23 protein-coding genes, 1 pseudogene and 1 riboswitch are annotated in these 21,337 nt (G+C 68.1%); of the genes and pseudogenes, 9 read left to right on the top strand and 15 right to left on the bottom strand.

The window, feature by feature from the left end; translation table 11 throughout:
* The 3 genes from gcvPA to gcvT all read right to left on the bottom strand — a co-directional run bounded on the left by gcvPA (window position 1) and on the right by gcvT (window position 2,961).
* A complete protein-coding gene (gcvPA, locus tag FGL25_RS12660) occupies window positions 1–1,347 on the bottom strand; it encodes an aminomethyl-transferring glycine dehydrogenase subunit GcvPA (RefSeq protein WP_138141886.1) in 1,347 nt (448 codons plus the stop codon).
* A 121-nt stretch (window positions 1,348–1,468) separates the two neighbouring features.
* On the bottom strand, window positions 1,469–1,834 hold the full coding sequence (gene gcvH, locus FGL25_RS12655) for a glycine cleavage system protein GcvH (protein WP_123155206.1): 366 nt from the start codon (window positions 1,832–1,834) through the stop codon (window positions 1,469–1,471).
* 14 nt (window positions 1,835–1,848) lie between these two features.
* Window positions 1,849–2,961: a glycine cleavage system aminomethyltransferase GcvT gene (gene gcvT, locus FGL25_RS12650; RefSeq protein WP_138141885.1), complete on the bottom strand. Its 1,113-nt coding sequence runs from the start codon at window positions 2,959–2,961 to the stop codon at window positions 1,849–1,851.
* A 164-nt stretch (window positions 2,962–3,125) separates the two neighbouring features.
* Window positions 3,126–3,222, bottom strand: a riboswitch (glycine riboswitch).
* Between the two features lie 115 nt (window positions 3,223–3,337).
* On the opposite strand from gcvT, the gene FGL25_RS12645 reads away from it, so the two are divergent.
* Window positions 3,338–4,306, top strand: a complete 969-nt coding sequence (locus FGL25_RS12645; RefSeq protein ID WP_138141884.1) for a class 1 fructose-bisphosphatase — start codon at window positions 3,338–3,340, stop codon at window positions 4,304–4,306.
* A gap of 4 nt (window positions 4,307–4,310) precedes the next feature.
* On the top strand, window positions 4,311–4,949 hold the full coding sequence (gene pncA / locus FGL25_RS12640; protein WP_138141883.1) for a bifunctional nicotinamidase/pyrazinamidase: 639 nt from the start codon (window positions 4,311–4,313) through the stop codon (window positions 4,947–4,949).
* On the opposite strand, the gene FGL25_RS17645 is transcribed toward pncA, so the two are convergent.
* The 5 genes from FGL25_RS17645 to FGL25_RS12620 form a co-directional block, all read right to left on the bottom strand.
* Window positions 4,940–5,203 carry a DUF4113 domain-containing protein gene (locus FGL25_RS17645; protein ID WP_252970173.1) on the bottom strand — a complete coding sequence of 88 codons (264 nt, stop codon included), beginning with the start codon at window positions 5,201–5,203 and terminating at the stop codon, window positions 4,940–4,942. The two genes, pncA and FGL25_RS17645, sit on opposite strands and share 10 nt — an antisense overlap.
* A complete protein-coding gene (locus FGL25_RS12635; protein ID WP_252970172.1) occupies window positions 5,136–6,242 on the bottom strand; it encodes a Y-family DNA polymerase in 1,107 nt (368 codons plus the stop codon). Before FGL25_RS12635 ends, FGL25_RS17645 begins: the two co-directional genes overlap by 68 nt.
* A gap of 71 nt (window positions 6,243–6,313) precedes the next feature.
* Complete coding sequence (locus FGL25_RS12630) at window positions 6,314–7,324, bottom strand: adenosine deaminase (RefSeq protein ID WP_138141882.1); 1,011 nt, start codon at window positions 7,322–7,324, stop codon at window positions 6,314–6,316.
* Window positions 7,325–7,362: 38 nt separating this feature from the next.
* The gene (argS, locus tag FGL25_RS12625; RefSeq protein WP_138141881.1) at window positions 7,363–9,162 is read right to left on the bottom strand and encodes an arginine--tRNA ligase; all 1,800 of its coding nucleotides are present in this window, start codon (window positions 9,160–9,162) and stop codon (window positions 7,363–7,365) included.
* Window positions 9,159–9,815 carry a hypothetical protein gene (locus FGL25_RS12620; RefSeq protein WP_354702807.1) on the bottom strand — a complete coding sequence of 219 codons (657 nt, stop codon included), beginning with the start codon at window positions 9,813–9,815 and terminating at the stop codon, window positions 9,159–9,161. The genes argS and FGL25_RS12620 overlap by 4 nt, the downstream gene beginning before the upstream one ends.
* A gap of 159 nt (window positions 9,816–9,974) precedes the next feature.
* Between FGL25_RS12620 and ispH the strand changes: the two genes are divergently transcribed.
* From ispH to FGL25_RS12605, 3 genes are all read left to right on the top strand, one after another.
* The gene (gene ispH, locus FGL25_RS12615; RefSeq protein WP_138141880.1) at window positions 9,975–10,946 is read left to right on the top strand and encodes a 4-hydroxy-3-methylbut-2-enyl diphosphate reductase; all 972 of its coding nucleotides are present in this window, start codon (window positions 9,975–9,977) and stop codon (window positions 10,944–10,946) included.
* Between the two features lie 34 nt (window positions 10,947–10,980).
* Window positions 10,981–11,436, top strand: coding sequence for an Lrp/AsnC family transcriptional regulator (locus tag FGL25_RS12610; protein WP_128719566.1), 456 nt, complete (start codon window positions 10,981–10,983; stop codon window positions 11,434–11,436).
* A 110-nt stretch (window positions 11,437–11,546) separates the two neighbouring features.
* Window positions 11,547–11,786: a DUF6356 family protein gene (locus FGL25_RS12605; protein WP_138141879.1), complete on the top strand. Its 240-nt coding sequence runs from the start codon at window positions 11,547–11,549 to the stop codon at window positions 11,784–11,786.
* A gap of 47 nt (window positions 11,787–11,833) precedes the next feature.
* On the opposite strand, the gene hmpA is transcribed toward FGL25_RS12605, so the two are convergent.
* Window positions 11,834–13,036 carry an NO-inducible flavohemoprotein gene (hmpA, locus tag FGL25_RS12600; RefSeq protein ID WP_128719568.1) on the bottom strand — a complete coding sequence of 401 codons (1,203 nt, stop codon included), beginning with the start codon at window positions 13,034–13,036 and terminating at the stop codon, window positions 11,834–11,836.
* Window positions 13,037–13,091: 55 nt separating this feature from the next.
* A complete protein-coding gene (locus FGL25_RS12595; RefSeq protein ID WP_252970171.1) occupies window positions 13,092–13,421 on the bottom strand; it encodes a DUF1971 domain-containing protein in 330 nt (109 codons plus the stop codon).
* 124 nt (window positions 13,422–13,545) lie between these two features.
* Here FGL25_RS12595 and FGL25_RS12590 point away from each other — a divergent pair, with 124 nt between their 5' ends.
* From FGL25_RS12590 to adhP, 4 genes are all read left to right on the top strand, one after another.
* A complete protein-coding gene (locus FGL25_RS12590; RefSeq protein ID WP_088411165.1) occupies window positions 13,546–13,971 on the top strand; it encodes an RrF2 family transcriptional regulator in 426 nt (141 codons plus the stop codon).
* A 75-nt stretch (window positions 13,972–14,046) separates the two neighbouring features.
* Window positions 14,047–15,018 (top strand): GAF domain-containing protein, encoded by a 972-nt coding sequence (locus FGL25_RS12585; protein WP_076223448.1) that lies wholly within the window; start codon window positions 14,047–14,049, stop codon window positions 15,016–15,018.
* A gap of 148 nt (window positions 15,019–15,166) precedes the next feature.
* Window positions 15,167–16,684, top strand: coding sequence for an acetaldehyde dehydrogenase ExaC (exaC, locus tag FGL25_RS12580; RefSeq protein WP_128116387.1), 1,518 nt, complete (start codon window positions 15,167–15,169; stop codon window positions 16,682–16,684).
* Between the two features lie 67 nt (window positions 16,685–16,751).
* Window positions 16,752–17,786 carry an alcohol dehydrogenase AdhP gene (gene adhP, locus FGL25_RS12575; protein ID WP_088411168.1) on the top strand — a complete coding sequence of 345 codons (1,035 nt, stop codon included), beginning with the start codon at window positions 16,752–16,754 and terminating at the stop codon, window positions 17,784–17,786.
* 40 nt (window positions 17,787–17,826) lie between these two features.
* Here the strand turns inward: adhP and FGL25_RS12570 are convergent, their stop codons facing one another.
* The 5 genes and pseudogenes from FGL25_RS12570 to FGL25_RS12555 all read right to left on the bottom strand — a co-directional run bounded on the left by FGL25_RS12570 (window position 17,827) and on the right by FGL25_RS12555 (window position 21,327).
* Window positions 17,827–18,627, bottom strand: a complete 801-nt coding sequence (locus tag FGL25_RS12570) for a sulfite exporter TauE/SafE family protein (protein WP_138141878.1) — start codon at window positions 18,625–18,627, stop codon at window positions 17,827–17,829.
* Complete coding sequence (locus tag FGL25_RS12565; protein ID WP_138141877.1) at window positions 18,627–19,904, bottom strand: NAD(P)/FAD-dependent oxidoreductase; 1,278 nt, start codon at window positions 19,902–19,904, stop codon at window positions 18,627–18,629. Before FGL25_RS12565 ends, FGL25_RS12570 begins: the two co-directional genes overlap by 1 nt.
* Window positions 19,905–19,907: 3 nt before the next feature.
* Window positions 19,908–20,186 carry a TIGR01244 family sulfur transferase gene (locus tag FGL25_RS12560; RefSeq protein WP_252970170.1) on the bottom strand — a complete coding sequence of 93 codons (279 nt, stop codon included), beginning with the start codon at window positions 20,184–20,186 and terminating at the stop codon, window positions 19,908–19,910.
* Window positions 20,187–20,262: 76 nt separating this feature from the next.
* A pseudogene (locus FGL25_RS17640) lies at window positions 20,263–20,322 on the bottom strand (TIGR01244 family sulfur transferase); the annotation flags it as partial.
* A gap of 48 nt (window positions 20,323–20,370) precedes the next feature.
* On the bottom strand, window positions 20,371–21,327 hold the full coding sequence (locus FGL25_RS12555; RefSeq protein ID WP_138141876.1) for an MBL fold metallo-hydrolase: 957 nt from the start codon (window positions 21,325–21,327) through the stop codon (window positions 20,371–20,373).
* Window positions 21,328–21,337 lie beyond the last annotated feature (10 nt).

The raw sequence follows: 21,337 nt of genomic DNA, 5'->3' as shown, positions 1-21,337 counted from the left end.
TTAGGCGGCCAGAACCTTGGCGAGCGCACCCGCCAGGATCTTGATGTCGGCGTCCAGCGTCGTCTCGGTGGCGGCGACCAGCAGGACGTCGTCGAGGCCCGCATCGGGCGCCAGACGGCTGTAGGGCACGCCGCACAGAATGCCGTGGTCGGCCATGGTCTGCACCACCTCAGCGGCGTTCTTCGGCAGCTTGACCGCGAACTCGTTGAAGAAGCGCGGGGTCAGCACCTCGACGCCCGGAATGGCGGCGAGCGCGTCGCGCGTGGCGAGCGCCTTCTCGTGGTTCAGCAGGGCCAGTTGGCGCAGGCCCGTCTCGCCCAGCAGGCTCATGTGGATGCTGAACGCCAGGCAGCACAGGCCGGAGTTGGTGCAGATGTTCGACGTCGCCTTGTCGCGGCGGATGTGCTGCTCGCGCGTCGACAGGGTCAGGACGAAGCCGCGCTTGCCCTCGGCGTCCACCGTTTCGCCGCAGTAGCGGCCGGGCGTCTGGCGCAGCAGCTTCTCACGGGTGGCGAACAGGCCGATGTAGGGGCCGCCGAAGTTCAGGGCGTTGCCGATCGACTGGCCTTCGGCCGCGACGATGTCGGCGCCCATTTCGCCGGGCGACTTCAGCAAGCCCATCGACACGGCTTCCGTCACCACGACGATCAGCAGGGCGCCCGCGGCGTGGGCGGCTTCGGCGATCTTCGTCACATCGGTGGCGGTGCCGAAGACGTTGGGGGTCTGGACGACGACGCAGGCCGTGTCCTTGTCGATGGCGGCGATGACGGCGTCTTCGGCGTCAACGGCGGCGGTCAGGGCCTGGGTCTCGACGCCGACGGCGTGAACCACTGTCTCGGTCGCCTTGACGTAGTGGGGGTGGACGCCGCCCGAGATGACGGCCTTGTTGCGGCGGGTCACGCGGGTGGCCATCAGCACGCCTTCGGCCATGGCGGTCGAACCGTCATAGAGTGAGGCGTTGGCGACTTCCATGCCGGTCAGGTTCGCGACCTGGGTCTGGAACTCGTACAGGTACTGCAGCGTGCCCTGGGCGATTTCCGGCTGATAGGGGGTGTAGCTGGTCAGGAACTCCGACCGCTGGATCACATGGTCTACGGTGGCCGGGATGTGGTGCTTATAGGCCCCGGCGCCGCAGAAGAAGGGCGCGGTTCCCGCCGTGGCGTTCTTGCTCGCCATGGCCGAGAGGGCGCGTTCGACCTCCAGCTCGCCCGCCACGCGGGGCAGGTCGACGAAGCCGTCGCGGCGCGCGGCCTGCGGCACGTCGATGAACAGGTCGTCGATGGATTTGGCGCCGATGGCGGCCAGCATGGCCTCACGGTCGTCGGGCGTCAGGGGGAGGTAGCGCATTACAAGTCCTCGGCGGCATCCCGGAGGTCGCGCGGGGCGACGCTCCGGGAGCGCTTCAAGCGGCGGGGAATCCGGCGATCCCGGATCGGCGCGCCGCGCCGTCCGGGGACGACGGCGGGTCTTAGAGGGTGGTCAGATAGGCGTCGTAGGCGGCCTGATCCATCAGGCCGTCCAGCACCGAGGCGTCGGACACCTTGATCTTGGCGAACCAGCCTTCGCCTTCGGGATCGGCGTTGACGGTTTCCGGGGCGTCGGCCAGGGCGGCGTTGCCCTCGATCACTTCGCCCGCGATGGGGGCGTAGACGTCCGAGGCGGCCTTGACCGATTCCACGACGGCGAAGCTGTCGCCGACCGAGACGGTCTTGCCGGCTTCCGGCGTCTCGACGAACACCACGTCGCCCAGGGCGTCAGCAGCGTGCTTGGAGATGCCGACCGTGGCGACGTCGCCGTCCAGGCGAACCCACTCGTGATCCTTGGTGAACTTCATGTACTGACCCCTCTTCAGGCCTTGGGTTTGCGATAATAGCGGGTCGCCACGAAAGGCGTGGCGATGACTTCGGCGGCGGCGGGACGGCCGCGCACCAGAACCTTCAGGGTTGTGCCCAGCTCGGCGAGAGCCGGCGGCACATAGCCCATGGCGATGTTGTGCCCCAGCGTCGGCGAGGGGCCGCCCGAGGTGATCTTGCCGATCACGGCGCCGTCGGCGTCGGCGATCTCGGCGCCTTCGCGGGCGGGGGCGCCTTCCTTGACGTGCAGGCCGACGCGGACGCGAGCCGGGCTCTCGGCCAGTTGTTTCAGGATGACGTCAGCCCCGGCGAAGTCGGCGCGTTCCTTGCGCGACTTGGACAGGGCGAAGGTCAGGGCGGCCTCGACCGGGGTGGTCTCGGCGTCGATGTCGTGGCCGTGCAGCGGCAGGCCGGCTTCCAGACGCAAGCTGTCGCGCGCGCCCAGGCCGACCGGCTTCACGCGGGCGTCGGTCAGCAGCAGGTTCCACACGCGCTCTGCGGCGGCGGCCGGAACCGAAATCTCATAGCCGTCCTCGCCGGTGTAGCCCGAGCGCGAGACGATGCAGTCTTCGTCGAACAGACGGATGGTGCGGCAGTCCATGAAGCCCATGTCGCCCAGCGCCGGTTCGTGCTTGGCCATGACTTCGGCGGCTTCCGGCCCCTGGATAGCCAGCAGGGCGCGGTCCAGCACCTCCAGCTTGGCGTCGCCCGACAGATTGGCGTTCAGGAAGGCGAAGTCGGCGTCCTTGTTGCCCGCGTTGACGACGACGTAGAGGCCGTCCTCGAACGGCTTGCCCGCCATCAGGTCGTCCATGATCCCGCCCTGGCCGTTCAGCAGCAGGGAGTATTTCTGCTTGCCGGGCTTCACGATCGCATAGTCGCCGGGCACGAAGCGCTCGAACTGGGCGATGGCGTCGGCGCCGGTGATGCGCGCCTGGCCCATGTGGGAGACGTCGAACAGGCCGGCGTGCTCGCGGGTCCAGCGGTGCTCGGCCAGCACCCCTTCATACTGGACCGGCATGTCATAGCCGCCGAAGCCGACCATGCGGGCGCCCAGCGCGCGATGCGCGGCGTTGAGGGGGGTAGTCTTAAGGGCCTGATCGCTCATGGCGTCGCCTCCGGGTCGCGGGTTGCGGCGATAGCTCCGCCGTCGTCGCGCCCCCGCTGTCCTGAAGCCTGAGAGATTCCGACCGTTCCCTCCCAAGGGGCGGCCTTGCTCCGTCGGCGCGCCCTCGGATTCTTGACGATCCTTCGGCGACTTTCCAGCGTCCGTGCGCTTTCGCGGTCCTTTTGCCTGAGCGTTTCCGGGGCGGTTGCGCCTTCGGCTCCGGGCGCCGCGAACGGACCCGATCTCTCCCGCGAGAGCGTTCGACCTAAGGCCCCGACTCCGGCGCGAAGTCAAGCGGCGCCGGACTTGCCGCGATCGATCCGAACGGCCATGAGGGGGTGGAACCGCGCTTCGCCCACAGGATTTCAAGGACGTCATGACCGCCCGCACCGATCTCGCCGCCCACCTCGCCTCCCTCGACCTGCCGCAGGGACTGGTCGAGACGCTGACGACGGCGGCCGCCGCCTGCGTCGAGATCCGTCAGGTGGTGGCGGGCGGCGCCCTGGTCGGGGCGCTGGGCGCGTCGGGCGCCGTCAATGTGCAGGACGAGGAGCAGAAGAAGCTCGACGTTATCGCCAACGACATCCTGACCGAGACCCTGCTGGCCAATCCGGCCGTGGCGGGCGTGGCGTCGGAAGAGATGGACACGGTGCAGCCGGCGACCAATCCGGCGGGCGAATATCTGGTGCTGTTCGATCCGCTGGACGGCTCGTCCAACATCGACATCAATGCGCCGGTCGGCACCATCGTCTCGGTGCTGAAGGCGCCGTCGGCCCAGCCGAGCGAGGCCGACTTCCTGCAACCCGGCCGTCAGCAGGTCGCGGCGCTCTACGCCGTCTACGCCGGTCAGGCCATGCTGGTGCTGACGACGGGCAAGGGGGTGGCGGGCTTCACCCTGGCGCCCGACGGCCGCTGGCTGATGACGCATGAGAACGTGCGCATTCCGGCGGACACCAAGGAGTTCGCCATCAACATGTCGAACCAGCGCCACTGGGCCGAGAGCGTCCAGCGTTACGTCGACGGCTGCCTGAAGGGTGCCGACGGCCCGCGCGGCAAGAATTTCAACATGCGCTGGGTCGCCGCCATGGTGGCCGACGTGCACCGCATCCTGATGCGCGGCGGCGTCTTCCTCTATCCGTGGGACAAGCGAGAGCCGAACAAGCCGGGCAAGCTGCGCCTGATGTACGAAGGCAACCCCATGTCCTTCCTGGTCGAGCAGGCGGGCGGCAAGTCCACCACCGACGGCAAGCAGGCCATCATGGACGTGACCCCCAGAGAACTGCACCAGCGGGTGCCGGTCGTGCTCGGCTCGGCCAACGAAGTCGACCAGATCGCGGCGGCCTGACGCCATGCAGATCGCCGCTTCTGACGCCCTTCTGGTCATCGACGCCCAGAACGACTTCTGCGAGGGCGGCGCCCTGGCGGTTCAGGGCGGGGCGGCGATCATGCCCCTGATCAACCGACTGGCCGAGCGGTTCACGACCGTCATCGCCACCCAGGACTGGCACACGCCGGACCAGATCAGCTTCGCCTCCAACCACGCAGGCGCGGCGCCTTTCACGCAGATCGAAGTCGCCTACGGTCCGCAGATGCTGTGGCCGGATCACTGCGTGCAGGGGACGCCGGGGGCGGACTTCCAGCCCGACGCAGCGCCTGCCGTGACCAAGGCGCTGGCCGTGGTCCGCAAGGGCTATAATCCTGCGGTCGACAGCTACTCTGGCTTCTATGAGAACGACCACAGGACGGCGACCGGTCTGGCGGGTCTGCTGCGCGATCTGGGCGTGAAGCGCGTCTTCCTGTGCGGTCTGGCCTATGACTACTGCGTCCGCTTCACCGCCGAGGACGCGGTGCGCGAAGGCTTTGAAGCCGTGGTCATCGAGGACGCCTGCCGCGCCATCGCCCCGGACACGGCGGCCGCCGCCAAGACCAGCTTCAGCGCGCTGAAGATCGCCGAGATCGCGGCTGCAGACCTGATTTCTCACTCATAGAAGTCCGCCTCGTCGGGGATGCGGGTGAAGGCGATCTTGGCGCCGATATAGTCGGGCAGGCCCGCCTTGGGGCCGATGCTGACCGTGTCCTTGCCATAACGTTTGTTCAACGCATCCAGCGCCTGCGACAGGCGTAAGGACGGCGCGTCGCCGCCCTGATCCGGGCCGATGTCGAACAGGTCGGCCTCAAAGGCGTCGCGCGCCTTCAGGCCGTGGACGCCGACGCCGACATAGCTCAGCCGTCCGGCCTCCAACTCCGGCTCGACCCGGCGCCACAGCACGTCCAGCGCGGCCAGCAGGGGCGAAGGTGTCCTGCGTCGGGGCGACGGCGCGGGTCAGGCCCGTGGTGTCCCAGCCGCGCTTGGCGCCCTTCGGTCCCATGTCGAGATGCAGGCTGATCCCGGCGCCCGTCAGCCCCATTCGCCGCAGCCGCGCCCCGCATTTGACCATCAGGCGCCGCGCCGCCGCTCGCGCCTTGTCCGGGTTGCGCATGGCCTGCGCCAGCACATGGCTGTGGCTGATGGAGGCGGGCGGTTTTTCCGGCGTCGGCTCGCTGTCGAGGCCGTGTAGGCCGCGCCAGATGCGCTCGCCTTCGATGCTGTTCCAGACCGCCCGCGCCTCCTTGGCGGTCATGTTCCACAGGCCCGCCGTGTCCGTGACGCCCGCCGCCGCCAGCCGCTCGCGCATCCGCGAGCCGACGCCCGGATACTGCGACAGCGGCAGGTGTAGGATGGCGCCGGGCAGTTCATGGGCGCGCAATATGGTCAGCCCGGCGGGCTTCTTCATGCCGCAGGCCGTCTTGGCCAGAAACCGCGAGGGCGCCAGTCCGATGGAGGACCGCAGACACCCGCCCACATTCTTCATGATCCCTGCCTGAATGCGCCGGGCCAGGGCGACGGCGTTGGCTTCCTGCCGCTCCGGCCCGATCAGCTGGCACGAGCATTCATCGATGGAGCCGACCTTCCACACCGGCACGTGCTGGTCGATCTCGTGCATGATCTGCTTGTGGACCTGAACATAGAGGTCGGGCCGCGCCTCGGCGACGATCAGGTCGGGGCACAGGCGACGCGCCTCGGCCACCTGCATCCCCGTGCGGACGCCGAAGGCCTTGCTCTCATAGCTGGCGGCGATGGCGCCGGAATATTCGCTCTCGACAGGGCGGACGATGACGGGCCTGCCGCGCCAGTCGGGGTTCTGCTGCTGTTCGACGCTGGCGAAGAAGGCGTTCAGGTCGACGAACAGCCAACGCAGGCCGGCGGCGTCTTCATCGGGCTGTCGGCCGAGGTGCTCCATGATGTGAACATATCAGGAACATTGGGCGCGTGGGAGTCGGATGTCGAATGACGGCGGGGGAGTGGAGCGCCTCAGTTCGCCGCCGCGTAGGCCTCGACCTCGGCGATGCGCGCGGCCTTGTCGGCGTCGCTGAGGAAGCTGCCCTCGAAGCTGTTCTTCGCCAGTTGCACCACCTGCTCCCGCGTCAGACCGACCGCCTCGGCCAACTGGCTGTAGTTGGCGTTCACATAGCCGCCGAAATAGGACGGGTCGTCTGAGTTCAGGGTGACGTGCAGGCCCCGGCGCAGCATCTCTGGTACGGGGTGGTCCTTCAGATCCTTGACCACGCACAGCTTCAGGTTCGACAGGGGGCAGACCGTCAGCGTCATCTGCTCGGCGGCCAGACGGGCGATCAGGGCCTCGTCCTCCATCGAGCGGTTGCCGTGGTCCATGCGGTCGATGTGCAGCAGGTCCAGCGCCTCGCGCACGTATTCGGGCGGGCCTTCCTCGCCCGCATGGGCGCACAGCTTCAGGCCCAGTTCGCGGGCGGCGGCGAAGACGCGTTGGAACTTCGACGGCGGGTGGCCGACCTCGGAGGAATCCAGGCCGACGCCGATGAAGTGATGCAGATAGGGCTTGGCGGCCTCCAGCGTGGCGAAGGCTTCGTCTTCGCTGAGGTGGCGCAGGAAGCTGAGGATCAGGCCGCTGGTGACGCCGAGTTCCGCCTTGGCGCGATCCATCCCCGCGATCAGGCCCTCGACCACGACGGCGAAGGGCACGCCCCGGTCGGTGTGGGTCTGGGGGTCGAAGAAGATCTCGGCGTGGCGGACGTTGTCGGCGGCGGCGCGCTGGAAATAGGCGAAGGCCAGATCCTCGAAATCCTGACGGGTCAGCAGCACGGCCGCGCCCGCATAATAGATGTCGAGGAAGTCCTGCAGGTTCGAGAAGTCATAGGCCGCGCGCACGGCCTCGACGCTGTCGTAGGGGATGGCGACGCCGTTGCGCTGCGCCAGTTCGAACATCAGTTCGGGCTCAAGCGAGCCCTCGATGTGCAGGTGCAATTCGGCCTTGGGCAGGCCGGTGATGAAGGCGTCGAGGGACATGGGGGAGGCTCCTTGGCGGTCGCCTCCCCCTTATCACATTACATCCGCTCGGGCGTCTCGATGCCCAGCAGGCGCAGCGCCGTCTCCAGCTGGTGCAGGGTCGCGGCGGCCAGGGCCAGGCGCGAACCCTTGGTCGCCTCGTCCGGCGCGACCAGGATCGGGCAGGCGGCGTAGAACTTCGAGAAGCTCTGCGCCAGCCGATAGGCGTGCTCGGCGATCAGATTGGGCGAACGCTTATCATAAGCGTCGGCCGTGGCCGCGTCGAAGGCGTCCAGCGTCAGGGCCAGATCGCGTTCGGCGGCTTCCTCGATGACGATGGAGGCCAGGGCCACGCCCTGTTCCGCCGCCTTGCGCAGCAGGGATTTCACCCGCACGGCCTGATACAGCAGATAGGGGCCGGTCTTGCCCTCGAAACTCATGAAGCGGTCGAGATCGAAGACGTAGCTGGTCGTGCGGTTGTTCGACAGGTCCGAGAACTTCAGCGCGGCGACCGCCACCTTGTGGGCGATGTCCTCGAACTCCTCGGCGGGCAGGTCGTCGCCCAGCTTGGCCTCGTGCAGACGCTCGCGCGCCTTTTCGGTCGCCATGTCGATCAGGTCTCGCAGCTTCAGCACGCCGCCGGCGCGGGTCTTGAACGGCTTGCCGTCGGCGCCGTTCATGGTGCCGAAGCCGAGGTGCTCCAGCGACTTCTCGGGCGCGTATCCGGCCAGATAGGCGGCGCGGAAGACCTGTTCGAAATGCTCGGCCTGACGCTCGTCGACGACGTAGAGGATCAGGTCCGGGCCGATCGACTTCTTGCGGTCCAGGATCGTCGCCAGATCGGTCGTGCCGTACATGGCCGACCCTTCCGAGCTGATGACCAGCAGGGGCGGAGGCGACGGGGCCTCGATCACCGAGCCGTCGGCCAGCTTCTTCTTGCGCGTCTCGCCGTCGCGGGCGACGTGGACCACCTGGGCGCCGTCGTCCTCGACCAGCAGGCCCTTGGCCTTCAGGTCGGCGATCATCTCGTCCATCAGGGGATCGGCGTCGCTCTCGCCGTTCCACAGGTCGAAGTCGACCGACAGATCGTCATATTCGCGCTTCAGCGCCTCGCGGCTGACGGCGACGAAATGCTGCCAAAGCGCGCGATAGCCGGGGCGGCCGCCCTGCAGTTCGGCGGTCGCCTTGCGGGCGCGATCGCGGAAGGCGGGGTCTTCCTTGGCCTTGCCCGCCGCCAGAGGATAGAGGCGGTCCAGATCGGCCAGCGTCACCGGCGTCTCGGCCGGGAAGGGACCGTCGCCCTCGACCATGAAGGCGTCCGCGAGCCCTTCGTCGCCGCAGGCGGTGATCAGCAGGCCCATCTGGAAGCCCCAGTCGCCGAAGTGGGCGTCGCCGGTGACGTCATCGCCGCGCAGGCGGAACAGCCGCTTCAGGCTCTCGCCGATGATGGCGCTGCGCAAATGGCCGACGTGCATGGGCTTGGCCACGTTCGGACCGCCGTAGTCGATGACCACCTTGCGCGGTTCGACGCGCGAGGCGCCGGCCAGTTCCTCGTCCGCCGCGACCTCGGCCGCGCGCTGGGCCAGGGCCGCGTTCGACAGCTTCATGTTGATGAAGCCGGGGCCCGCGACCTCGACCGAGGACAGGCGCGGATCGGCGGCCAGACGCTCGGCCACCTTGGCGGCCAGTTCGCGCGGATTGGCCTTCAGCACCTTGGCGGCGGCCAGGGCGCCGTTCGACTGGAAGTCGGCCAGATCGGGACGGTCGGACGCGGTGACGCGGGCCAGGGCCTTGTCCACGCCTTCGGCGGCGAAGGCGGACCCGACCGCTTCGCTGAGAGAAGTCTTGAGGTCGGTCATGTCTTAGTTGGTCTGTTGGCCCGCAGTCGGGCGGAAGCGGCTGCCGGATCGGTTGAACTCGGCCATCTGCGGCGTGGACGTCGAAGCCGATCAGAACTTCGAAATTGCCGCCGCTGGTGGTGGCGTCGGCGCGCGGGATGACGATGGTCTGGCTGGCCTCGGCCTGGGTGCGGTCGGCGCCGCCGAAGGTCACCGGCAGGTCGAAATATTCCTTGGCCAGGACGGCGGAGTTCCGCTCGGTCACGGCGATCCAGTAGCGATAGGTGCGGGGCGTCGCCCTCGGCCTGCGGGCCCTTGCCCAGGCTGAACAGCAGGTTGACGTCCAGACGGATCGGGTCGGACTCGCGATAGACGCAGTCGGAGCTGACGCCTTCGATCTCGCCGGTGAAGCCGACGCCGTTGGTCGTGGGCTGCTCATAGTTGGACAGTTCGACGAAGCGGGCCGCGTCGTAGAGAATCTTCACATAGGGGCACGGACCGGCGTTGGCGCGACGGCTCAGCGGCGCAATGCGCATGGGACGCGACGGCGCCTGCTCGGCCTTCTGGCCGCCCTGCTGGCCGCCTTGGGGGCGACCGCTCTGGGCCGCGGCGGCGTGAGGGATCAGCGCGGCCGTGAGGGAGAGGGCGGCGAGGGCGGTCAGGACGCGACGCATCAGGAGCTTTCCGGCAGTCGATGAAGGCGGGGCCGATCAGACGCCCGAACGGGCCACGCTGGGTGGTGATAGCGGCTAAAGCGAGGCGCGGCAAACGGCGCGCGCATCACCCGGCGATGAAGGTGGCGAGAGCGCGCGCGAAGGACTAGGTTCCGGGCCATGAACGCGCCTGTCCCGCCCTCACAGTTTCAACGCCGCCCCCTGTCCGTCCGCATGGCGACGCCACGGGGGTTCTGCGCGGGGGTGGACCGGGCCATCCAGATCGTCGAGCGCGCGATCGAGAAATACGGCGCCCCCGTCTATGTGCGCCATGAGATCGTCCACAACCGCCACGTCGTCGACCGGCTGAAGGGGCTGGGCGCCGTCTTCGTCAAGGAGCTGGACGAGTGTCCGGACGATCGGCCGGTCGTCTTCTCGGCCCACGGCGTGCCCAAGTCGGTGCCCGCGACGGCCCGCTCGCGCGAGATGCTGTTTCTGGACGCCACCTGCCCGCTGGTGTCCAAGGTCCACGTCGAGGCCGAGCGCAATTTCGCGGCGGGCCGCCACGTCATCCTGATCGGCCACGCGGGCCACCCCGAGGTCGTCGGCACCATGGGCCAGCTGCCCGCCGGGGCCATCAGCCTGGTCGAGACGGTCGAGGACGCGGAAGCCTTCCAGCGCCCCGGCGATCAGCCGCTGGCCTACGCCACCCAGACGACGCTGTCGGTGGACGACACGGCCGAGATTCTGGCGGCGCTGAAGCGGCGCTTCCCTGAACTGCCCGACCCGCACAAGGAAGACATCTGCTACGCCACCACCAATCGCCAGGAGGCGGTCAAGCGGCTGGGCGAGGGTTGCGGCCTGGTGCTGGTGGTCGGGTCGAAGAATTCGTCCAACTCGGCGCGGCTGGTGGATGTGGCGCTGAAGGCCGGGGCCGAGGACGCGCGGCTGGTCGATGACGCGGGCGATCTGGACTGGGCCTGGTTCGACGGGGTCGAGACGGTGGGCCTGACCGCCGGGGCCTCGGCGCCCGAACCGCTGGTGCAGGGCGTGATCGACGCCCTGCGCGCCCGTTTCGACGTGACCGTGACCGAGGACGACGGCGCCCGTGAGACCGTGACCTTCAAACTGCCCCGCGCCTTGACGACCTGAGGCGGCGCCTGGAACGGCCGGGGAGGGCCGGGACATGAGCGGACTGGACGCCATCGACCGTCGCCTGCTGGCCATACTGCAGGACGACGCCACCGTGCCCATCGCCGAGCTGGCCGAGCGGGTGGGCCTGACGCAGACGCCGTGCTGGAAGCGGGTGAAACGGCTTCAGGATACGGGGATCATCGCCTCGCGCGTGGCTCTTCTGGACCGCGAGGCGCTGGACCTGCCGCTGGTGGTCTTCGTTTCGGTGAAGACGCGGCGGCACGACGCCGAATGGCTGGAGACCTTCAAGCAGGCCGCCGCCCTGCCCGAGGTGGTCGAATTCTACCGGATGAGCGGCGAGGTCGACTATCTGCTCAAGGTGCTGGTCAAGGACATCGCCGCCTATGACCGCTTCTATCGCCGGTTGATCGCCATCGCCCCGCTGGACGACGTCTCCTCCAGCTTCGCCATGGAGCAGATCAAGTTTACGACGGCCTTGCCGCTCTGACCGGCCTGTGGAGAGAATAATATTCTCTATTCTGGCTGGTTTCGGAGATTGAAAAGAAATGATCCTCTCTGAAGATCGAGATATCCTCCGTCGCCTGTAGCGGAGGGTTCATGCTCAAGCGTCTGTTCGTCGATCACCCGGCCTCGGTCGGAGAGAGCTATACGGAGCACATGGGCGTCGCCGCCTCGTTCGGCGCGGCCATGTTCGTCGGCTCGCTGGCCTGTTTCGTCCACGCCGTATTTCCGGGCCTGTGCGTCAAGACGGGCAGCGGGGTGATCAACGATCTGCATCGCCGCATGGTGACGCACCGCGTCGACCCCGCTCGTCTGGCGGCGACCGAGCCGGATTGAGCGAAGCCTGGGCCGCCTCGTCGACGGCCCAGATTCGACGTGAGTTCTCAGGCGGCGAGGATTTCGTCCGCCGGGCCGAAGAACTCATAGTGGATGCGGTCGGCCGGGACGCCGGCGTCGCGCAGGTCCGAAACCAGGGCGCGCAGGAAGGGGCGCGGGCCGCACAGATAGTAGTCGGCTTCCTGGATCGGCGTCTGCTGGCTCAGCCAGGCGCCGGAGATGCGTCCCGCGTGATCATGGCCGTCGCCGTCATTGGCCGGGGCTTCATAGAAGACGGTGCTGCGCGCGCGCGGATGGGCCGCCGTCAGGGCGCGGATGTGCGGCCCCATGGCGTGGGCTCCTGCGTCATAGGCGCCGTGGACATAGTGGACCTCGGTGTCCGTCTTTTCCGCCACCAGCGTCTCCAGCATCGACACCATGGGCGTCAGGCCGACGCCGCCGGACAGCAGGACGACCGGGCGCTGCGGCGTCTCGGGCAGGAAGAAGTCGCCCGCCGGAGCCCCGACCTTCAGCACCATGCCCACGCGGGCGTTGTCGTGCAGCCAGCCCGAGGCCAGACCCTTGTCCTCGCGCTTGACCGAGATGCGATAGGTCTCGTCGTTCGGCGCGCAGGAGATGGAGTAGTTTCGCTTGATCGGCGCATGGCCGGGAACATCGAACCAGAAGGTCAGATACTGGCCCGGTCGGTGACGCAGCACCGGGCCGCCGTCCTTGGGCTTCAGCACGAAGGAGGTGATGACCGAGCTTTCGGGACGCACCTCGACCACCTCGAAGGCGCGCCAGCCGTTCCAGCCGCCGTGAGCCGCCGCCAGGTCTTCATAGATGGCCGCCTCGCGGGTGATCAGGATGTCGGCCAGGAACCAGTAGGCCTCGCCCCAGGCGGTCATGATCTCTTCGGTCGCGGCCTCGCCCAGCACATGGGCGATGGCGCCCAGCAGGGCGTTTCCGACATGGGGATAGTGTTCGGGCAGGATCTGCAGGCCGACGTGCTTCTGGGCGATGCGCTCGACCGCGGCGGCCAGGGCGCTCAGGTTGTCGATGTTCTTGGCGTAGGCCAGGATGGCGCCGGTCAGGGCGCGCGGTTGCGAGCCGACGTCGCCCTGGTGCGACTGGTTGAACAGGTCGCGGATCTCGGGGTTCTGGAACATCCGCGAATACATCTCGCGGACGATGTCGAGGCCGTGGGCCTCGAGCGCGGGGACAGTGGCTTTGACAAGCGCGATCGTGCGCTCGCTGAGGGCTTGAGCCATCAGGAAACTCCTAGGCGTTGCGATGTGGAAGGGGAGGAAGGGGGGAGGCCGCGCCCTAGCCGTCGGGCGGCCGGTCGTAGAATTCGACGCGCATCTTCATCGGCCCCAGCGGCTCGACGAAATGAACCTGCTGCGGCCCGATGCGGCCCGGCGTTCCGGGCTTCAGGACGGTGGTCATGTGCGGGTCGCTATAGGTCAAGCGAACTTCGCCCTCCAGCACCTGGATCTGCCCCCAGGTTCCGGCCTTGAGGCTGTGATCGGCTCGCAGGGCGGCGGGCAAGGTGGCGGCGTCGAACACCGGGGTGGAGCGATAGGGCGCTGGCGCAGAAGCGGCGTCGGGGCCGTCCGTCGGCTGTGATGTCTGACTGTGCGAGCGGCCGTTCATCGCCTTCGCTCCATTGATGCATTGATAATGCATCTATAGCCCGCGTTTGAAACATGCAACGAGGATGCATATAATTTTCTGCGGCGCGATGACGCGCTGATCGCCAAGGCTCACGAGAGGCTGAATGCGCCTGACGCGCTACACCGACTACGCCATGCGGGTGCTGCTCTATCTGGGGGCGCGGCAGGATCGGCTGTGCTCGATCGCGGAGATCGCCCAGGCCTACGGCATTTCGCAGAACCACCTGATGAAGGTGGTCAGCGACCTGGTGAACGCGGGCTATCTGGACAGCGTGCGCGGGCGGTTCGGCGGGGTGCGGCTGGCGCGTCCGCCGGATCAGATCAATGTCGGGGCCGTGGTGCGCCATACCGAGGACGGCTTCGATCTGGTCGACTGCGGCAGTTGCATCATCGCCCCGGCCTGCGGCCTGACGGGCGCCCTGCATCAGGCCCTGGCCGCCTTCATGAAGGTGCTGGACGGCTACACCCTGGAAGGCTTGCTCAGCCGCCGCGTCGACATGGCCGGTCTGTTCGAGCGGGCTGAGACCTAGAGCAAAGGTCGCATTGACGCTCGGCGCTCTTGGGGGTCTGATCGGGGTCGACCTTGACCCTGGGAGGCTGCGGCCATGGGCGATAGAGTGCGAGATGAACACGCCAGCCTGATCCGTCAGGCGCTGGACGACGAGGGCGCCGGGGCGCGCTCGGCTTTGGCGGCGTCGTGGCGTCGGTCCGTGACCCTGTACGGCCTGGACCCCAGCGAACACGGCGCGGTCGAGACCATCACCGAACAGCAGCTGCGCGAGGCGCGTCAGGCGATGGAGGCGATGACGCGCGCGGCCGAAGGCGTGCTGGACCGGCTGTTCCTGGCCGTCGGCGGGGTGGGGTGCTGCGTCCTGCTGACCAACGCCGAGGGCGTGCCGGTCGAGCGACGCGGGGCGGCCGCGGACGACGACACCTTCCACCGCTGGGGCCTGTGGCCCGGCGCCGTTTGGTCCGAGGCGGTCGAGGGCACCAACGGCATCGGCACGGCCCTGGCCGAGCATCGCGCCGTGACCATCCATCGCGAACAGCATTTCCACGCCCGCAACACGGGGCTGAGCTGCATCACCCACCCCATCCACGACCATATGGGGCGGCTGGCCGGGGCGCTGGACGTTTCGTCGTGCCGCGCCGACGCGACCGAGGCCATCCTGGGGCTGATCTCGGCGGCCGTGGCCGATGCGGCGCGGGCGATCGAGGCCCAGACCTTCCGCCAGGCCTTCGCCGATGCGCGCATCGTGCTGGCGGGCGGGGCCAGCGAGCGCAATGCGGCGGCCTTGCTGGCCGTCGACCGCGACGACCTGGTCGTCGGCGCCACGCGGGCGGCGCGGCTGTCCCTGTCCATCACCGACGAACGGATCGCGGCCCAGCTGCCGGCCTCGGACCTGCTGACGCCCGGCGGGGCCGAGATCGACCTGCTGGAGGCCGAGCGTGGGGCGGTGCGCCGCGCCCTGGCCCGCACCGGGGGCAATGTCTCGGCGGCGGCGCGGGCGCTGGGCGTCAGCCGCGCCACCCTGCACCGCAAGCTGCACCGTCTGGGCCTGATCGATCTGAACTGACCGATCTCGACGGAAACTGTCGCAAGTCTGCGACAGGTGTGCGCCGCACCATCCGGGCGGCGTCTGGAACAGGCCGCCGGGTCGACCGACCTTGCCTCAAACGACGCCGACAATCGGCGCCCAAGGAAACCGCAAGGAGGCCGTTCCCATGACCAAACCCGAATTCGTCCGCGCCGTGACGCCGAAATACAAGGCGCGCTACGACAACTTCATCGGCGGCCAGTGGGTCGCCCCGGTCAACGGCCGCTATTTCGAGAACACCTCCCCGGTGAACGGCCGCGTCCTGTGCGAGATCGCTCGTTCGGACGCGGCCGACGTCGAGCTGGCGCTGGATGCCGCACACGCGGCCAGGGACGGTTGGGGCAAGACCAGCGTCGCCCAGCGCGCCCTGATCCTGAACCGCGTCGCCGATCGCATGGAGCAGAACCTTCAGGCCATCGCCGAGGCCGAGACCTGGGACAACGGCAAGCCGGTGCGCGAAACGCTCGCGGCCGACATCCCGCTGGCCATCGACCACTTCCGCTATTTCGCCGGCTGCATCCGGGCGCAGGAAGGCGGCATTTCCGAGCTGGACAACGACACGGTCGCCTATCATTTCCACGAGCCGCTGGGCGTGGTCGGCCAGATCATTCCGTGGAACTTCCCCATCCTGATGGCGGCGTGGAAGATCGCCCCGGCTCTGGCGGCGGGCAACTGCATCGTGCTGAAGCCGGCCGAGCAGACGCCGGCCTCCATCCTGCTGCTGGCCGAGTTGATCCAGGACATCCTGCCGCCGGGCGTGCTGAACATCGTGTCGGGCACGGGGATCGAGGTCGGCGAGCCGCTGGCCACCAATCCGCGCATCGCCAAGATCGCCTTCACCGGCTCGACCGCCGTCGGCCAGAAGATCATGGAATACGCCACCCAGAACATCATTCCGGTGACGCTGGAGCTGGGCGGCAAGTCGCCGAACATCTTCTTCAAGGACGTGATGGACGCCGACGACGCCTTCCTCGACAAGGCGCTGGAAGGCTTCGCCATGTTCGCGCTCAATCAGGGCGAGGTCTGCACCTGCCCCAGCCGCGCCCTGATCCACGAAGACATCTATGAGGCCTTCATCGAGAAGGCGATCGCCCGCGTCGAGGCCATCAAGCAGGGCGACCCGCTGGACCCGACCACCCAGGTCGGCGCCCAGGCCTCGGACCAGCAGCTGAAGAAGATCCTGTCCTATCTGAAGATCGGCAAGGACGAAGGCGCCGAGGTGCTGACCGGCGGCGACCAAGCCGTGCTGAAGGACGATCTGGCGGGCGGTTATTATGTCAAGCCGACGGTGTTCAAGGGCACCAACGACATGCGCATCTTCCAGGAGGAGATCTTCGGCCCCGTCCTGGCCGTGACCACCTTCAAGACGCTGGAAGAGGCCATCGCCATCGCCAACGACACCGAATACGGCCTGGGCGCCGGGGTGTGGTCGCGCGACATGAATACCGCCTATCGCGCGGGCCGGGCCGTTCAGGCGGGCCGCGTCTGGACCAACTGCTACCACCAGTATCCGGCGCACGCGGCCTTCGGCGGCTACAAGAAGTCGGGCATCGGGCGTGAGAACCACCGCATGATGCTGGATCACTATCAGCAGACCAAGAACCTGCTGGTCAGCTACAGCCCGGACAAATTGGGCTTCTTCTGATTTCCATCAAGGCGCGGACTTCGGTTCGCGCCTTTTGTCTTGCGATTGCACCCCAGGAGGAAAGACCATGGCTGCAACCATGAAGGCCGCCGTCGTGCGGGAGTTCGGCAAGCCGCTGGTGATCGAGGACGCGCCGATCCCGACGCCGGGCCCCGGCATGATCCAGGTGAAGATCGAGGCCACCGGCGTCTGCCACACCGACCTGCACGCGGCCGAGGGCGACTGGCCGGTCAAGCCGAACCCGCCCTTCATTCCGGGCCACGAAGGCGTCGGCTACGTCTCGGGCGTCGGCGCCGGGGTCAAGCACGTCAAGGAAGGCGACCGCGTCGGCGTGCCGTGGCTCTACACCGCCTGCGGCCACTGCAAACACTGCCTCGGCGGCTGGGAGACCCTGTGCCACGAGCAGCAGAACACCGGCTACTCGGTCAACGGCAGCTTCGCCGAATATGTGGTGGCCGATCCGAACTTCGTCGGCCATCTGCCAGACAACATCGGCTTCGAGGAGATCGCGCCGATCCTGTGCGCCGGGGTCACGGTCTACAAGGGCCTGAAGATGACCGACACCAAGCCGGGCGACTGGATGGTGATCTCGGGCGTCGGCGGTCTGGGCCATCTGGCGGTGCAGTACGCCAAGGCGATGGGGCTCAACGTGGCGGCGGTCGACATCGACGACGCCAAGCTGGATCTGGCTCGGCGGTTGGGTGCGACGGTGACGGTCAACGCCAAGACCTCCAACGATCCCGCCGCCGACATCAAGCGCCAGACCGACGGCGGCGCCCAGGGCGTGCTGGTCACGGCCGTCTCGCCCAAGGCGTTCGAACAGGCCTTGGGGATGACGTCGCGTGGGGCGACCGTGGCGCTGAACGGTCTGCCGGCGGGCGATTTCCCGTTGTCGATCTTCGACATGGTGCTGAACGGGACGACGGTGCGCGGCTCGATCGTCGGCACGCGTCTGGACCTTCAGGAGGCGCTGGACTTCGCCGCCGACGGCAAGGTGAAGTCGATCAACACGATCGAGCCGCTGGACAACATCAACGACATCTTCGCCCGGATGCACAAGGGCCAGATCGAAGGCCGCGTGGTCATGTCCATCGGCGGATAGAAAGGCTGCGGGCCGTCGTGTCGCGCGGCGGCCCGCAGGCCTAGCCGATCAGATTCAGGGCTACGGCGCTCTGATACAGCATATAGAGGGCCACCACGAAGATCAGGCCCGCGAAGACGCTGTTCAGCAGGCCCTTGCGGCTGGACATCAGTTTGGCCAGCCGCGCGCCCGCCAACCCGCCCAGAACGCCGCCGCCGATGAAGACCGCCGCCAGCGGCCAGTCCACCCATCCCGCCAGCGCATAGTTGAAGGCGGTGGTCAGGCCGAAGGCGGTGACGCCGACCAGGGACGAGCCGACGGCGTAATAGATAGGCATGCCGGTCGACCCCATCAGGCTGGGCACGATCAGGAAGCCGCCGCCGATGCCGAAGAAGCCCGACAGCATCCCCGTGGCCGCGCCCGTGCCCACCAGCTTGGGCGCATTGCCCGCGTTCAGCGTCACGTGCGGGTCGCCCGCCGCAGAGCGGCCGCGCAGCATCAGGGCGCCGACGATCAGCATCAGCACGGCGAACAGGGCCAGCAGCTTATGCCCGTCCACGGCCTTGCCCAGGCTGGAGCCCAGCGCCGCCCCGACCACGCCCGCCGCCGCGAACAGCAGGGCGATCTTCCACTTCACCGCCCCGTGTCGGGCGTGGTTCAGCAGATTGGCGAAGGCGTTGGCCGCCACGGCGAAGGCGCTGGTGCCGATGGCCAGGTGCGGATCCTTCACCCCCACCAGATAGACGATCAGCGGCACGGCCAGGATCGAGCCGCCCCCGCCCACCAGGCCCAGGGTGAAGCCGACCAGCGACCCCGCCCCGGCGCCCAGGCCATACTGCAAAAGGCTGAGGGACTCGCTCATCACGCGGCCCTCGTTCGCGGGGCGACGCCCGGCTCGACGCAGTCGGGGGCGCAAAGCCATTCGCGGCCCTTCAGCATCCCGACCCAATAGATTTCCGGCAGGGCCTGCGCCTTCAGGTGCCAGGCGCGGCGCGTCGGCTGACGCCCGTCCAGCATCCACGCCGGGAAGCTGGGCAGCAGCTTGCCGCCATAGCCGAACTCGGCCAGCACGATCTTGCCGCGCTCGACCGTCAGGGGGCAGGAGCCGTAGCCGTCGTAGACCGCCTTCAGCGCCTTGCCGTCCAGCATGGAGATGACGTTTTCGGCCACGACGGGCGCCTGTTTGCGGGCGGCGGCGGCGGTCTTGGCGTTGGGCGCCGAGCAGGCGTCGCCCAGGCCGAAGACGTTGTCGAGGCGGTTGTGGTGCAGGGTGGCCTGATCGACGTCGATCCAGCCGCTGTCGGCCGCCAGCGGGCTGGCGCGGATGAAGTCGGGCGCGGTCTGCGGCGGGCAGACGTGGATCATGTCGAAGTCGCGGACGACTTCGCTGACGGCGCCGTCCGCGTCAGTGACGGCGAAGGTCGCGCGGCGAGCCTCGCCGTCGATGGCGGTCAGGCGCGAGTTGAAGCGCAGGTCGACGCCGTAACGCTCGATGTATTTCATCAGGGCGGGGACGTAGTCCTTGACCCCGAACAGCACGGCCCCGGCGTTGTGGAACTCGATGTCCACATTCTTGAGGGCGCCGGTGCGCTGCCAGTGGTCGGCCGACAGATAGAGGGCTTTCTGCGGCGCGCCCGCGCATTTGATCGGCATGGGCGGCTGGGTGAACAGGGCGCGGCCGCCCTTAAGCTCCTGCACCAGCTTCCACGTATAGGGCGCCAGATCGAAGCGGTAGTTGGAGGTCACGCCGTTGCGGCCCAGCGTTTCACTCAGGCCGGGGATGGCGTCCCAGTCCAGCTTGATGCCGGGCGCGGCGACCAGGGCGCGATAGCCGATGCGACGGCCGTCCGACAGGCGCACCTGATCGGCTTCGGGCGCGAAGTCGACGACGCTGTCCTGAATCCAGCGGGCGCCCGTGGGGATCAGGCGGCAGGTCTCGCGCATGGTGCGCTCGGGCGTGAAGACGCCCGCGCCGACCAGCGTCCAGCCGGGCTGGTAATAGTGACGCTCGGACGGTTCGACGATCACGACGTCAAGGCCGGGGCGGCGGCGCAGCAGGCTGGCCGCCGTGGCGATCCCGGCGGCGCCGCCGCCGACGATCAGGACGTCGCAGGTCTGGGAAGCTTGCGGATGGGCCATGCCTCAGCCCTCCAGACGCGGGCCGAGCGGCGAGACGTCGTAGCCGGCGGCGGCGGCCAGGGCGACGATCTCTTCGGCCTGGCGCTCGCCCGCCTGCGACAGGGCCCACAGATAGGTGGTGCGGGTGCCCGAGCGGCAGTAGCCGAGGATGGGCTGGGGCAGTTCGGCCAGCGCCGCCTTGAAGCGCGCCACGTCGTCCGGCGTCATGGCCCCGCCGCGAATGGGGATGTGGACGAAGGTCAGGCCCGCGGCCTCGGCGGCGGCGCGGATGTCCTCGGTCATCGGCTGGCCCGGCTCTTCGGCCGTCGGGGCGGTTGGAGATGATGGCGCGATAGCCTTGATCGGCCGCTGTCTGGACCTCCTCAGGCAGGATCTGCGGCGAGACGTGCAGGCGGTCTTCCAGGGGGCGGATGTCCATGAGGCGGTTCTCTGGCTTTGAGGAAAGGGGCTTTAAAGGGCTTGGGGATCAGAGCGCGTTGATGGGCATTTTCAGGTAGCGGACGCCGTTGTCTTCCGGCTCGGGCATTCGGCCGCCGTTCATGTTGACCTGAACCGAAGGCAGGATCAGGCGCGGCATGGACAAGGTGGCGTCGCGGGCGGTCCGCATCTGGACGAACTCATCCTCTGTCACGCCGTCGTGGACGTGGATGTTGCAGGCGCACTGATCGCCGATGGTCGTCTCCCATGCGAACTCGGTGCGGGCGGGCGGCGCCTTGTAGTCGTGGCACAGGAAGACGCGCGCCGCGGCGGGCAGGGACAGCAGCCGCTTGATCGAGCGATACAGCGTCCGCGCGTCGCCGCCGGGGAAGTCGCAGCGCGCCGTGCCGTAATCGGGCATGAACAGGGTGTCGCCGGGGAAGACCGCGTCGCCGATCACATAGGCCAGACAGGCTGGGGTGTGGCCGGGCACGTGCAGGGCCGTGGCCTGAAGCTCGCCGATGGCGAAGCGGTCGCCGTCGTCGAACAGCTGGTCGAACTGGCTGCCGTCGCGGCGGAACTCGGTCCCCTCGTTGAATACTTTGCCGAAGACGTCCTGCACCTTGATGATGTCGCGGCCGATGGCCAGGCGGCCGCCGAGGCGTTCCTGCAGGTAGGGCGCGGCCGACAGGTGGTCGGCGTGAGCGTGGGTCTCCAGCAGCCAGTGAACCTCAAGGTCTTCGGCCTCGACATAGGCGATCAGGGCGTCGGCAGAGGCGGTCGAGGTGCGGCCAGAGGCGGGATCATAGTCCAGCACGCTGTCGATGATGGCGCAGGCCCTGGAGTTCGGGTCGCGCACGACATGGCTGACGGTGAAGGTGGCTTCGTCAAAGAAGGATTTAACGACCGGGCGGCGGCTGACTTCAGCCAGGGCGGCCTGGATCAAGTCCGCGGCGTGATCGCGGGCAGGGTCGATATGGGCGTCGGTCACGGCGTTTCTCCGCATTGATCTTTAT

The organism is Brevundimonas vancanneytii, from assembly GCF_901421975.1.
GTDB lineage: Bacteria > Pseudomonadota > Alphaproteobacteria > Caulobacterales > Caulobacteraceae > Brevundimonas > Brevundimonas diminuta.
Note: the sequence above shows the minus strand (reverse complement) of the source record. Positions and strands in the feature narration are given on the sequence as shown.

Excerpts from the sequence above, each read along its gene's own strand:
- gcvPA (WP_138141886.1), bottom strand. The coding sequence starts at position 1,347 with ATGCGCTACCTCCCCCTGACGCCCGACGACCGTGAGGCCATGCTGGCC.
- gcvH (WP_123155206.1), bottom strand. The coding sequence starts at position 1,834 with ATGAAGTTCACCAAGGATCACGAGTGGGTTCGCCTGGACGGCGACGTC.
- gcvT (WP_138141885.1), bottom strand. The coding sequence starts at position 2,961 with ATGAGCGATCAGGCCCTTAAGACTACCCCCCTCAACGCCGCGCATCGC.
- FGL25_RS12645 (WP_138141884.1), top strand. The coding sequence starts at position 3,338 with ATGACCGCCCGCACCGATCTCGCCGCCCACCTCGCCTCCCTCGACCTG.
- pncA (WP_138141883.1), top strand. The coding sequence starts at position 4,311 with ATGCAGATCGCCGCTTCTGACGCCCTTCTGGTCATCGACGCCCAGAAC.
- FGL25_RS12635 (WP_252970172.1), bottom strand. The coding sequence starts at position 6,242 with ATGGAGCACCTCGGCCGACAGCCCGATGAAGACGCCGCCGGCCTGCGT.
- FGL25_RS12630 (WP_138141882.1), bottom strand. The coding sequence starts at position 7,324 with ATGTCCCTCGACGCCTTCATCACCGGCCTGCCCAAGGCCGAATTGCAC.
- argS (WP_138141881.1), bottom strand. The coding sequence starts at position 9,162 with ATGACCGACCTCAAGACTTCTCTCAGCGAAGCGGTCGGGTCCGCCTTC.
- FGL25_RS12620 (WP_354702807.1), bottom strand. The coding sequence starts at position 9,815 with ATGCGTCGCGTCCTGACCGCCCTCGCCGCCCTCTCCCTCACGGCCGCG.
- ispH (WP_138141880.1), top strand. The coding sequence starts at position 9,975 with ATGAACGCGCCTGTCCCGCCCTCACAGTTTCAACGCCGCCCCCTGTCC.
- FGL25_RS12610 (WP_128719566.1), top strand. The coding sequence starts at position 10,981 with ATGAGCGGACTGGACGCCATCGACCGTCGCCTGCTGGCCATACTGCAG.
- FGL25_RS12605 (WP_138141879.1), top strand. The coding sequence starts at position 11,547 with ATGCTCAAGCGTCTGTTCGTCGATCACCCGGCCTCGGTCGGAGAGAGC.
- hmpA (WP_128719568.1), bottom strand. The coding sequence starts at position 13,036 with ATGGCTCAAGCCCTCAGCGAGCGCACGATCGCGCTTGTCAAAGCCACT.
- FGL25_RS12595 (WP_252970171.1), bottom strand. The coding sequence starts at position 13,421 with ATGAACGGCCGCTCGCACAGTCAGACATCACAGCCGACGGACGGCCCC.
- FGL25_RS12590 (WP_088411165.1), top strand. The coding sequence starts at position 13,546 with ATGCGCCTGACGCGCTACACCGACTACGCCATGCGGGTGCTGCTCTAT.
- FGL25_RS12585 (WP_076223448.1), top strand. The coding sequence starts at position 14,047 with ATGGGCGATAGAGTGCGAGATGAACACGCCAGCCTGATCCGTCAGGCG.
- exaC (WP_128116387.1), top strand. The coding sequence starts at position 15,167 with ATGACCAAACCCGAATTCGTCCGCGCCGTGACGCCGAAATACAAGGCG.
- adhP (WP_088411168.1), top strand. The coding sequence starts at position 16,752 with ATGGCTGCAACCATGAAGGCCGCCGTCGTGCGGGAGTTCGGCAAGCCG.
- FGL25_RS12570 (WP_138141878.1), bottom strand. The coding sequence starts at position 18,627 with ATGAGCGAGTCCCTCAGCCTTTTGCAGTATGGCCTGGGCGCCGGGGCG.
- FGL25_RS12565 (WP_138141877.1), bottom strand. The coding sequence starts at position 19,904 with ATGGCCCATCCGCAAGCTTCCCAGACCTGCGACGTCCTGATCGTCGGC.
- FGL25_RS12560 (WP_252970170.1), bottom strand. The coding sequence starts at position 20,186 with ATGACCGAGGACATCCGCGCCGCCGCCGAGGCCGCGGGCCTGACCTTC.
- FGL25_RS12555 (WP_138141876.1), bottom strand. The coding sequence starts at position 21,327 with ATGCGGAGAAACGCCGTGACCGACGCCCATATCGACCCTGCCCGCGAT.